The organism is Clostridium acetobutylicum ATCC 824, from assembly GCF_000008765.1.
Taxonomy (GTDB): Bacteria; Bacillota; Clostridia; order Clostridiales; family Clostridiaceae; genus Clostridium_S; species Clostridium_S acetobutylicum.
This window is the reverse complement of sequence record NC_003030.1, coordinates 1,811,820-1,825,142: the sequence shown is the minus strand read 5'-3', so window position 1 is coordinate 1,825,142 and position 13,323 is coordinate 1,811,820. Positions and strand designations below refer to the sequence as shown.

General features: G+C 33.5%; 7 protein-coding genes. 1 reads left to right on the top strand and 6 read right to left on the bottom strand.

Features of this window, described 5'->3' with window-relative positions; translation table 11 throughout:
- Positions 1–19: 19 nt before the first annotated feature.
- The 6 genes from CA_RS08710 to CA_RS08685 all read right to left on the bottom strand — a co-directional run bounded on the left by CA_RS08710 (position 20) and on the right by CA_RS08685 (position 11,133).
- A complete protein-coding gene (locus CA_RS08710; protein WP_010964982.1) occupies positions 20–439 on the bottom strand; it encodes an RrF2 family transcriptional regulator in 420 nt (139 codons plus the stop codon).
- A 149-nt stretch (positions 440–588) separates the two neighbouring features.
- Positions 589–2,028 (bottom strand): glutamate synthase subunit beta, encoded by a 1,440-nt coding sequence (locus CA_RS08705; RefSeq protein WP_010964981.1) that lies wholly within the window; start codon positions 2,026–2,028, stop codon positions 589–591.
- 12 nt (positions 2,029–2,040) lie between these two features.
- On the bottom strand, positions 2,041–6,564 hold the full coding sequence (gene gltB, locus CA_RS08700) for a glutamate synthase large subunit (RefSeq protein ID WP_010964980.1): 4,524 nt from the start codon (positions 6,562–6,564) through the stop codon (positions 2,041–2,043).
- 153 nt (positions 6,565–6,717) lie between these two features.
- Complete coding sequence (locus tag CA_RS08695) at positions 6,718–9,093, bottom strand: ATP-dependent DNA helicase (protein WP_010964979.1); 2,376 nt, start codon at positions 9,091–9,093, stop codon at positions 6,718–6,720.
- On the bottom strand, positions 9,093–10,358 hold the full coding sequence (locus CA_RS08690; RefSeq protein WP_010964978.1) for a replication-associated recombination protein A: 1,266 nt from the start codon (positions 10,356–10,358) through the stop codon (positions 9,093–9,095). The genes CA_RS08695 and CA_RS08690 overlap by 1 nt, the downstream gene beginning before the upstream one ends.
- Positions 10,359–10,371: 13 nt before the next feature.
- Positions 10,372–11,133 (bottom strand): LytR/AlgR family response regulator transcription factor, encoded by a 762-nt coding sequence (locus CA_RS08685; protein ID WP_010964977.1) that lies wholly within the window; start codon positions 11,131–11,133, stop codon positions 10,372–10,374.
- A gap of 411 nt (positions 11,134–11,544) precedes the next feature.
- On the opposite strand from CA_RS08685, the gene CA_RS08680 reads away from it, so the two are divergent.
- Complete coding sequence (locus CA_RS08680) at positions 11,545–13,323, top strand: carbon starvation CstA family protein (RefSeq protein WP_010964976.1); 1,779 nt, start codon at positions 11,545–11,547, stop codon at positions 13,321–13,323.

The following is a 13,323-nucleotide window of genomic DNA, read 5'->3' as shown; positions in this document are numbered from 1 at the left end:
ATGTAAGGATATAAAATCTCTATTGGTTTTTAATAGAATTATAATCATCTACCATATCTTTTAAGGTTATAGTCTTAGTTACATTGTCTATGCTTTCCTTTATTTTAACCCACAAAAGACGGGTAACGCAGTAATCACTATTATCACAGCTGTCGCTTTCTACACAGTCTGAAATCTCTATTGGACCTTCAAGAACATCAAAGATATTTGATATATGAATATCTTTAGGATCTTTTGATAGAACATATCCTCCTTGAGATCCTCGTATGCTCTTAATTAGACCTGATTTTCTAAGCGGAACGAAAAGCTGCTCTAAATAAGCCTCTGATATCTTTTGCCTCTCTGATATACTTTTTATTGAAACTGGCTCAGCACCATAATGAATCGCTAAATCTACCATTGCTTTAACTCCATATCGACCTTTAGTAGATAATTTCATTAACTCACTTCCTTAATTCCGACAATAATACTCTACTTTGTATTATTATAATATCAAAAGGCAGCTGTATTGTCAATTCAGTATAAATATATAAACATATAGAAAATAAAGGCAGAAGCCCTAATAAGCCTCTGCCTTTACTGTAAAACCTATCCTCTAAGAGAAGTTTCTCCCATAAGGTATTTATCTATTTCTTTTGCTGATTGTCTTCCCTCATGCATAGCCCATACTACAAGTGATTGACCTCTTCTCATATCCCCTGCTGCAAAAACATTTTCTCGGCTTGTCATAAAGTTTTCATCAGTAAAAACATTTCCTCTAGAATCTAATTTCAGCTGTAAATCTTCAACTATACCCTTATGCTGAGGATGTACAAATCCCATAGCAATAAGTATCAAATCCACCTTCTTTTCAAACTCTGAGCCCTCTATCTCTTTCATGGACATTTTTCCATTTTCATCTTTTTCCCACTTAACTTGTACACCTTTAAGGAGTTCAAGCTTACCGTCTTTTCCTTCTAGCTTTTTAGTTGAAACACCGAATAATCTTTCACAGCCCTCTTCATGAGATGTAGTGGTTTTAAACACTCTAGGAAATAAAGGCCAAGGCATAGTTTCATCCCTTTGAGCTGGAGGTTTATCCATTATCTCGTACTGATATACCTTTTTAGCACCCTGCCTTATTGCAGTACCAATACAGTCTGAACCAGTATCTCCTCCTCCAATTACCACAACAACTTTATCCTTTGCAGTTATTTCCTCTTCTTTAATTTCCATTCCAGCATTTCTCATATTCTGCTGTTTTAAGTAATCAACAGCAAAATGCACCCCTTTAATATTCTCTCTTCCTTCAACTTTTAAATCTCTAGGTATGGTAGAGCCTCCTGTAAGAAGAACTACATCAAAATCATTAAGTAATTCTTCTGCACTCACATCAAAACCTACATTAGTAGAGGTTTTAAACTCTATTCCAGACTTTTCCATAACGTCAATTCTTCTATCTATTACATGCTTTTCAAGTTTAAAATCAGGAATGCCGTATCTTAAAAGTCCTCCTACCTTATCAGCTCTTTCAAATACCACCACGCTGTGTCCAACAGAATTAAGTTCTTCTGCTGCCGAAAGTCCTGCTGGGCCTGATCCTATTACTGCAATTCTTTTGCCTGTTCTAACCTTTGGAATCTTAGGCTTTACCCATCCATTTTTAAAGGCTTCCTCTATAATTCCAAGTTCAATTTCTTTTATTGAAACAGCATCAGAATTGTAACTTAATGTACACGAACCTTCACATAAAGCTGGACAAATACGTCCTGTGAATTCAGGGAAACAGCTTGTCAAAGATATCCTTTCATAAGCCTTTTTCCACTCACCTTTATATACCATGTCATTAAAGTCAGGCATTAAATTTCCAAGAGGGCAGCCCCATGAACAAAATGGAGTACCACATTCCATACATCTTGCACCTTGAATTTTCAGCTTTTCCTTGTCAAGTCCCATATGAACATCTTTGTAGTCCTTTATTCTCTCATCGATTGGACGAGATGGCGACTCTTCTCTATCGTATTCTTTAAATCCAGTTACCTTTCCCATTTTTCCGCCCCCTTACATATTAACTGCAGCAGCTTTTTGTTTTGATTTTTCAAGTATCAATTTATATGCTGTTGGAATAACCTTTTTTATTTTTGTCTTATATTCGCCCCAATTTTCTAATATAACTTTAGCTTTATCACTATTAGTGTAATTGTAGTGCTCCTCAATTAAGCCACGAAGAACTTTTTCATCTTCCTCATCGTAGTCACTAGTAATTTCAAGAGTTTCAGCTTTGCATTTATCATTAAAAGTGTCATTTTCATCAAGAATAAATGCCATACCTCCACTCATACCAGCTCCAAAGTTTCTTCCTGTCTCTCCAAGTACCACAGCAATTCCACCAGTCATATATTCACAGCAGTGGTCTCCTGTACCTTCAGCAACAGCATATGCTCCACTATTTCTTACAGCAAAACGTTCTCCAACCATTCCATTTATGAATAGTTTTCCACTGGTTGCTCCGTATAAAATGGTGTTTCCAGCTATAACATTTTCTTCCTGCTTATAACTTGCTCTTTCAGGAGTTTTTATTACTATTTTGGCTCCTGATAAGCCCTTTCCAACATAATCATTGGCTTCTCCTTCAAGCACAATTGTCATACCCTTCATTCCAAAAGCTCCAAAGCTTTGACCTGCTGAACCAAAGAAATTAAATCTTATAGTATCATCTGGAAGTCCATTTTCTCCGTATATCTTTGCAATTTTACCACTCAGCATAGCTCCCACTGATCTATCTACATTTTTAATTTCAAAGTTTCCAACCACACTTTTCTTAGAGTTCAAAGCATCTTTTGCTATTTGAATTAACTTGTAGTCCATTATTCTATCTAAACCATGCTCTTGAGCTACTGTACAATATGGTTTTATTCTCTTTGGCATGTCAGGCTTGTATAATATTTTAGAAAGGTCAATCCCTTTAGCCTTCCAGTGACTTACAGCATTCTTTGCCTGTATTTTATCAACTCTTCCAACCATTTCATTTATAGTTCTAAAGCCAAGCTGTGCCATGTACTCTCTTACTTCCTGTGCTATAAATGTAAGGAAGTTTATAACATATTCAGGTTTTCCTTTAAATCTTTTTCTAAGTTCAGGGTCTTGAGTTGCTATTCCCATTTCACAAGTATTAAGATGGCAGTTTCTAAGCATTACACATCCTAAGGATACAAGTATGGTAGATGCAAAAACAAATTCCTCTGCTCCAAGAAGAGCTGCTATTACAACATCTCTACCTGTTTTTAATTGTCCATCTGTTTGAAGAACTACTCTGCTTCTTAAATTATTTAAAAGCAGTACCTGCTGTGCTTCTGATAATCCAAGCTCCCATGGAATTCCAGCATGTTTTATTGATGATATAGGTGATGCACCTGTACCTCCATCATGACCACTTATAAGTATTGAATCTGCATGTGCCTTAGCAACACCCGCTGCTACAGTTCCAACTCCAACTTCAGAAACAAGCTTTACGCTTATTCTTGATGAAGGGTTCACACATTTTAAATCAAATATAAGTTGAGCTAAATCCTCAATAGAGTATATATCATGATGCGGTGGTGGAGAAATAAGGTCTATTCCTGGTGTAGAATGTCTTACCTTAGCTATATTGACATCTACCTTTCTTCCTGGGAGTTGTCCTCCTTCACCAGGCTTTGCTCCCTGAGCCATTTTTATTTGAAGCTCATCAGCATTTACTAAATACTCTGCTGTTACTCCAAATCTAGCAGAAGCTATCTGCTTTATTGCACTTCTTCTTAAATCGCCGTTAGCATCAGCCTTGTATCTTTCATTATCCTCTCCGCCTTCACCACTGTTGCTCTTTCCGCCTATTCTATTCATAGCTATAGCTATAGTCTCATGAGCTTCCTTGCTGATTGAACCAAAGGACATAGCTCCTGATGAAAATCTTTTTAATATTTCATTTACAGGCTCCACCTCTTCAAGTGGTATAGGTTTTAAGTCTTTGAATTCAAACAAGCCTCTTATAGTGCAAAGATTCTTGTCCTGATCGTTTATAATATGAGAATACTCTTTAAACATTTTATAGTTTCCAGTTCTAGCTGAAACCTGAAGTCTATATATAGTATCTGGATTGAACAAATGATATTCACCATTTTTTCTCCAAGAATACTGTCCTCCAACGCTTAAAACAGATACTGGTTTTCTTATTTTATTAAAAGCATTTTTATATCTATTTAATACTTCTTTTGCTACCTCATCTATGCCTATTCCTTCAATTCTAGATGGTGTTCCTTCAAAGTATTCACTTACAAGTTTACTGCTAAGTCCTACTGCTTCAAAAATTTCAGCACCATGATAGCTTCTAAGTGTGGATATTCCCATTTTAGATAATATCTTTAATATTCCATGATTTATAGCATAAATATAATTTTCTATAGCTTTTTCTTGACTTTCTACTTCAATATCCTTTTCCCTTACAATTTGCCTAATTGACTCAAAAGCAATGTAAGGATTTACTGCTGTTGCACCGTAGCCAACGAGCAGTGCAAAATGCATAGTTTCTCTTGCTTCTCCAGTCTCAACTACAATAGATACCTTTGTACGAGTTTTTTCCTTTATTAAATGATGCTGAACAGCACTTAATGCAAGTAAACTAGGTATAGCTGCCTCATAGGAATCTATGTGCTTATCACTTAGAACAATTACATTAAATCCCTCTTCTATTCTCTTAGAAGCTCTTTCACAAATCTTCTCAAGTGCTTCTTTAAATCCGTCAATTCCTGTATCATATTTAAATGTAATAGGTATTGTAGTTGTCTTGAAATCCTTATTTCTAAGATTCTTAATCTTCTCCATTTCAAGATCTGTCAAAATAGGAGAATTTATTTCTATAAAAGGAACAGCTTCAGTATCTTTATTCAATATGTTTCCTTGAGAACCTATATAATTCACAAGAGATGTAACCATTTCCTCTCGTATAGGGTCTATAGGAGGATTAGTTACTTGAGCAAACAGCTGCTTAAAGTATGCAAAAAGCAGTTGTGATTTATTTGAAAGAACGGCCAAAGGAGCGTCATTTCCCATTGATCCCAAAGGTTCTTTACCAGTAGCTGCCATAGGGCCAAGTATTACCCTTAAGTCTTCAAGAGTATACCCAAAAGCCTGCTGTTTTTCTTTCAAAACTTCATCATTTACTACTTCTTCTCCAACAGTTGCTTCAAAATCATCTAAAGTAAATTTATTCTTTTCTACTATTTTTTCATACTCTTTATCTAAACAAATTGATTTTTTTATTTCTTCATCATCAATTATTCTTCCTTCTTTTGTATCTATAAGGAACATCTTTCCAGGTTTAAGTCTCCCTTTATAAGCTATTTCTTCAGGCTCAAATTTTAAAACACCAGCTTCTGAAGCCAAAACAGCTATATTGTTTTTAGTTATAAGATACCTTGCTGGTCTAAGTCCATTTCTATCTAGAACAGCTCCAACCTGCTGACCATCTGTAAATGCAACTGCTGCTGGACCATCCCAAGGCTCTATTAAAGTTCCCTGATACTCATAAAATGCCCTTTTCCATGTCTCCATGCTTTCATTGTTTTCCCAAGCCTCTGGAATAAGCATCATAAGTGCCTGTGCTAGTGGCCTTCCGTCAGCAACTAAAAGTTCAAATGTATTATCCAAAGAAGTTGAATCGCTTCCCTTTGGGTTTACTATAGGAAATAAATCAGATATTTTCTTTCCAAAAACATCAGATTTTAAAACACCTTCACGTGCATTCATCCAATTTCTATTCCCTCTTATAGTATTTATCTCTCCATTATGAGCTAAGAATCTAAATGGTTGAGCTAAATCCCAAGTAGGAAAAGTATTAGTACTATATCTTTGATGAACCAAAGCAATAGCACTCTTGAAATTTATATCGTTTAAATCCATATAAAAGCTTTTTATTTGATCTGCAAGCAAAAGTCCCTTGTACACTATAGTTCTACTTGAAAGACTGCATATATAAAAGTACTCCGATCCTCTTTCTACTAGTCTTTTAACTTCACTTTCAGCTCTTTTTCTTATTATATAGAGATTTCTTTCAAAATCAGTTTGGTTTTCACAATTGCTTCCTATAAATATCTGCTTTATAACAGGCTCACTGCCCTTTGCTGTTTCCCCAATAGACCTGTTATCTCTAGGAACAACTCTCCATCCTAAAACCTTCTGCCCCTGTTCTTCTACTGCTCTTTCAAGTATACCTTCACATTGATATGATAATGCTGTTTCTTTAGGCAGAAAAATCATTCCAACAGCATATTTACCACTTTCAGGAAGTTCAATACCAAGATTATCACAGTTAATTCTGAAAAATTCATCTGGAATTTGCAGCATTATTCCTGCTCCATCACCAGTTTTTGTATCTGCGCCAACAGCCCCTCTATGCGTTAAGTTAACGAGAATTTCTATACCTTTTTTTACTATGTCATGACTTTTTTCACCTTTTATGCTGGTAATAAAGCCAATTCCACAATTATCCTTTTCAAAAGCTGGATCATATAGCCCCTGCTTTTCAGGATATCCAATATTTCTTGTCATATCTTAGCCCCCAATTCTATCATTATTAACTTTATATTGCAAAAAAAACAAAACTTTCAACAAATCGCAGTATAAATTATATATTTTTTTAAAAATACCGTTATTAAATATTATAATGATAAAGTGAATTTTTTCAATAGAAAACTTGCATTTTTACCAATCTGCCCAAAATATTTCTAGTTTTTTTTCAATTTCTAAATTTCCACTGCTGTATATGGCATTTTCCCATTCAGAAGGCATAAGCTTCTTATAAGAATACTTCGCAAATCTTTCATCCAAAAGCATGATGGCTCCTTTATCACTTTCCGAGCGTATTACCCTTCCTGCTGCTTGAAGTACTTTATTCATTCCTGGATACATATATGAATATTCATACCCTAGGTTATTCCTATTGTCAAAATATTTCTTTATCATATCTCTTTCTAAACAAATCATAGGAAGACCTACCCCTACTATAACTGCTCCTATTAATCTTTCTCCCTTAAGATCAATACCCTCTGAAAATACACCCCCAAGAACACAAAAACCTATAGTTCCCTTTTCGCTTTCATCGTTAAATGCAGCTAAAAAATCATTCTTTTCAGTTTCATCCATGCTGCTTTTTTGAAGTATAACCTCATAATCCTCACCTGCACTAAACCTATCGTAAATATTATTCATATATTTATATGATGGAAAGAATATCATGTAATTTCCTTTTTTCTGAAGCACAAAACTTCTTATATACTGAACTACTGCATCATAATTTTGTTCTCTTTTAGCATACTTAGTTGAAATATTTTTAGCAATAAATATGCATCTATTGTCCTCTGAAAAAGGAGAGGCAAAGGTAGCATTATAGTCCCCTTCTTCTGCTCCTAATATTTCTTTAAAATAATTCATAGGGCTTAAGGTTGCAGAAAAAAATACTGCACTTATACCCTTCTTAACAGTTTCCTCAATAAACTTAGATGGGTCTAAACAAAATAGCTTTATCTTAAAATCAGAAGATATTTTTTCACCATAAAAAATATAATTATCCGAATACAATTCATATGTCTTTATAAATTTGAAAGCATCCAAATAAAATTCCTGCATTTCTTTATAAATCTTATGTTCCTTATTTTCAAGAATCCATTTTTCACACTTGTTTAGAAATTTATAAATTACTTTAGCTGCTTCTTCGTAGTTATCATCTTCATCAATTATATATCCCTTATCCTCACTTAATTTCTTTAGATTTATAAAAAAAGAATTTATATTGTTTATGGTTTTATAGATGTAGTCCTTTTTAGATAAATTTTTTTTCAAAAACATCACTTTGCTCTTATAAAGCTCTGAAGAATACATATCCCTTGCTCTGTCAGGAAGGTTGTGAGCCTCATCCACTAAAAACACATATCCTCCCTTTGCATCTGAAAAAAATCTCTTCAAATACACTGAAGGGTCAAACACATAATTATAATCGCATATTACTAAATCGCACCACAAAGACATATCAAGAGATAATTCAAACGGACATACATTGTACTTCTTAGCATACTCCTCTATTATCTCTCTATTGTAGATATCCTCATTTTTAAGTAAATCCTTAATAGCATCATTTACTCTATCATAATGACCCTTTGCATAAATACATTCCTCAGGATTGCAATTTGTTTCTTCATTGAAACATATCTTTTCCTTTGAAGTCAAAATTAATGTTTTTAACCTAAGCCCCTTTTTATTTAGAAGCTCAACCGCCGATAATGCAGATAATGCCGTAGTCCCCTTTGCAGTCAAATAAAATATTTTTTCAATTTCCCCTTCTTTAAATGCTTTCACTGCTGGAAAAAGTGTAGAAATAGTCTTTCCTATACCCGTAGGGGCTTTTACAAATAGCTTTTTCTTTTCCTTTATAGTCTTATAAACATATACAGCTAACTTTCTTTGGCCTTTTCTATACTCCTTAAAAGGGAAATCGCATTGTCCTATTGATATGTCTCTAACTATTTGCCAATCAATAGCCATCTTCGCCCAATATACGTACTTCTGAAGATATTCAAAAAATTCCTTTTTAAGATACTCAAAGGATACCTCTTTTGTCAAAACTTTAATTTCTTCAGTATCTATATTAAAATATGTAAGACTTATATTGAGATTTTCAATATTATTCTGCTCTGCATAAATATAGCCATAACACTTAACCTGCGCCCAATGTATTATATTAAAATTTTCATCTATAAATTCCAGAGGTCTTCCTGTACTTTTTATTTCGTTTATAGTTACACAATAATTATCTATAAAAATCTCATCGGCTCTTCCCTCTATTATAAAATCAACATCTTCTAACTCAGTTTCATATTTCAAAAAAACCTCTGAATTATAAATGTAGTTTTCCTTCTCTTTAGCTAACTTCTTACTCTGTTTCTGAAGCTTTGTATGTGCACGTGTACCTTCCACGGCTCTACTACTGCCACCTGAGAATCTGTTATCTAAATCACCACACCTTAAAACAAATTCCACTAAATTTCTTACAGACAGCTTTATTTTATTATTAGAGCTTTCCATTAGTATTTTATCCTCTCCCAATATTCTCTGCACTTCTCCTCTATTTTGTTTTTTCCGTACTCGTAGTATCTTCTATTTTCTAAATTTGAAGGAAGATATTTTTGCTTCACATAGTTGTTCTCATAGCTGTGAGGATACTTATAGTCCTGCATTCTTCCAAGCTTTTTAGCACCTTCGTAATGCCCATCTCTTAAATAATCAGGGATACTTCCAACATTTATAGTATCAAGATCCCTTAAAGCACTATCAACTGCCGTAATTGCAGAATTTGATTTAGGAGAGGTTGCAAGAAGTATAACTGCCTCTGCCAGTGGAATTCTAGCTTCAGGAAATCCTAATTCTAAAGCAGAATCCGTACAAGCTTTCACTATAGATATTGCTTGTGGATATGCAAGTCCTATGTCCTCTGCTGCTATTACAAGAAGCCTTCTGCATATTGATTTTAAGTCTCCACCTTTTATAAGCATAGCAAGATAAAGAACTGCCGCATCAGCATCACTTCCTCTTATAGATTTTTGAAATGCACTTAAAATATCATAGTGATTATCACCATCTTTATCAAAATTCAATACATTTTTTTGAGTGCATTCCTTCATGGTTTCTAAGTCTATAAATATATTTCCCTCTTCATTTGGTTTTGTAGAATAAACTGCTATTTCAATAGAATTCAAGGTTTTTCTAACGTCTCCCGAACTAACCCCTACAGCGTACTTTTTAGCATCTTCTGTGATTATTATTTCTGTAGTTTTAAGTTCATCTTTTATTAACTCCACTGCTCTATTAACTGCTTTCATTAATTCATCGCTCTCTAAAGGTTTAAACTCAAATATTGTAGAACGACTTAAGATTGCATTATACACATAAAAATATGGATTTTCAGTTGTGCTTGCAATTAGAGTAATACTACCGTTTTCCATAAACTCTAAAAGGGACTGCTGCTGCTTTTTATTGAAGTTTTGTATCTCGTCTAAATATAAAAGCACACCATTTCTCCCCATAAGCGTATTTGTGCTGTCTGTAATCTCTCTAACATCCTTTACTGACGCTGTGGTAGCATTTAATTTATAAAAAGCCTTATTTGTCTTTTTAGCTATTATATTGGCTACTGTTGTTTTACCTGTACCAGGTGGTCCGTAAAATATCATGTTTGGCACCAAACTGCTTTTTAAAATTCTATCTAATATCTTTCCTTCACCAATTATGTGCTTCTGACCAAAAACCTCATTAAAATTTTCTGGCCTTATTCTATCTGCTAGTGGTTTCAATGCCCTCTCTCCTTTATATATTTATAATCTCTTTAAGTTTTCTAACGTTTCCCCTGCTTACAGGAATTTCTGATTTTCTATAATCACTCATAATAAGCTTATAGGTACCATTAAACCAAGAGTAAATTTCAAATATTTTGTTTAAATTCACAAGATAACTTCTGTGAGCTCTAAAAAATCCTGTTTTCTTTTCCATATCATTTAATGTACTGCTTGTAACATATATAATATCATTTAGTTTAACATATGTTTTCTCTGATTTAATATAGAAAAAATATATATCATTTACATCCACAAGTACAATTTTTCCTTTATTTTCACATGGTATCTTATTAATAATATATTTTCTTTCCATGTTATTAAATTCACATATTAACTCAAATAACTTCTCCTTCATGGATTTGTTAACATTAATATATTCCTTAAGCCTTTCTACAGCCTTTTCAATTCTAGCTATACTAAAAGGTTTTAATATGTAATCAAGTGCCTTAATCTCAAAAGCAGCTACAGCATATTTATCATAAGCAGTTACAAAAATAACCGCAATAGTACTGTCCACATCTTTTATTTCCTCAGCTAGTTTTATTCCATTAAAGTTTGGAACATTTATATCTAAAAATACAGCCTGCGGTCTTAACTTCTTAACAAGATCTATTCCTTCATCAGTATTTTGTACCATACCTACTATTTCAATATCATCATATCTTCTTAATATAAAATATAACTCTTTCTCATTAGAAATTTCATCTTCTATTAAAATGCACTTTATTTTCATTCATCATGCCTCGCTCCCAAAATTGGTATCTTAAAACTAGTTTTCTGTATTATCAAAGCTTTCTATTTAAGCTCTTTATCTTACGTTTATATTTAAGTTTAAGCCGTACCCCTTATAAAACTACAAGTGCTAATTTCATTGTTTTGAATTCGAAAGTTTTCTCATATATTATTAATGTAGGCATTCCTTCGTATATATTTTTAGTATATCATGTTTCTTTGAATTTTTTACTTTATAAGTCCTTATGTACTTTAATTTATGTACATATTTATATTATTGCAATATTTTATGCCATTCAAGTGCTATTTTTTGCATTTTACAAAGAATTTTTGTATATTTAGGTTTATTGTGTTTTTTTTCCAAAATATAAGTTGTACTATAGCAATATAAACTAGTGAAGGGGGATTTTTTATGAATTCTATAGTTCTCGTAATTATAGCAGCTTTAGTACTTATTATAGGTTATAGGGTTTATGGTTATTTTATAGCTGCTAAGGTTTTAGTCTTAGATGAAACAAGAACGGTTCCATCTGAAACTCATAATGATGGACGTGATTATGTACCTACAAATAAATGGGTACTTTTAGGTCACCATTTTGCAGCAATTGCAGGTGCTGGTCCTCTTATAGGTCCTGTACTAGCAGCACAGTTTGGTTATCTTCCTGGAACACTTTGGATACTCCTTGGTGGTGTTCTTGCAGGCGGCGTTCACGACATGATTCTTTTATTCTCCTCTGTAAGACATGACGGACAATCCATAGCTGAAATAGCAAAGGATGTTCTTGGAGAAAAAATGGGATTTATAACTTCTATCTCAGTAATATTTATACTTATAATAACTATGGCTGGACTTGGGCTCCCCATTGTTAATTCACTTTTCAACAGTCCTTGGGGAACGTTTACAGTCGGCTTTACAATTCCCGTTGCCTTCTTAGTAGGAATATATTTAAAATTCCTTCGCCCAGGTAAGATTTTAGAGGCAACAATAATTGGAATGGCATTGATATTGCTGGGAGTTTATTTGGGACCATCAATTCAACACACATTTTTAGGGAATTTACTTACTTTTAACTCAAAGCAGCTTTCACTTATATTAGCTTTATACGGATTTTTAGCCGCTGTACTTCCTGTATGGCTTCTCCTTTTACCAAGGGATTATTTAAGCACATATATGAAACTCGGAGTTATAGGAGCCCTTGTTGTTGGAATAATCTTTGTAAGACCAACTATTCAAATGCCTGCTGTAACAAAATTCGTATCAGGAGGAGGCCCTATTATTCCTGGAAAGGTATTTCCTTTCTTATTTATAACAATAGCCTGTGGTGCACTTTCAGGCTTTCATGCTCTTATAAGCACAGGTACAACTCCTAAACTTATTAAAAATGAAAGAGACATTCTTCCAATAGGCTACGGATCAATGGTTATAGAGTCTTTCATAGCTCTTATGGCTCTTATTGCTGCAACTGTTCTTCCAACTTCAGACTACTTCGCAATAAATTCAGCACCAGCACTATTTGCAAAGCTTCACATGATTCCAAAGGAACTTCCTATGCTTTCTCATTTAGTTGGAGAAAAACTTGCTGGAAGAACTGGCGGTTCAGTATCTTTAGCCGTTGGAATGTCCTACGTATTTTATAAAATTCCTTATTTAAAATCGCTTATGTCTTATTGGTATCACTTTTGCATAATGTTTGAAGCCTTATTCATACTTACAACCATAGATTCTGGTACAAGAATAGGAAGATACCTGATTCAAGATTTATTAGGAAAGCTGTATAAACCTTTTTCTAATAAAAATTCCTGGTTTAATGTAATACTATTCAGTGGCATTATGTCCTTTGCATGGGGTTATCTACTTTACACAGGGAACATATCCACCATATGGCCTCTGTTTGGTACTGCAAACCAAATGCTTGCAACTATAGCCTTTGCTGTAGGTACCTCAGTACTTTTAAAAATGGGAAAGAAAAAGTATATTCCAATAACCATAATTCCAATGGCCTTTGTAGGTGTGAACACTGTTTTAGCTGCAATTGAAAACATAATAACCTACATTCCTCAGCATAAAATTCTTTTAACAGTAATGTCCTTTATATTAATAATAATGATAGTAATAATATTAACTGAAAGTATAAGAATATGGCTTAGAGATTATAGTTCTAGATCCAATACTAAAAATTTAAAGGCCTAA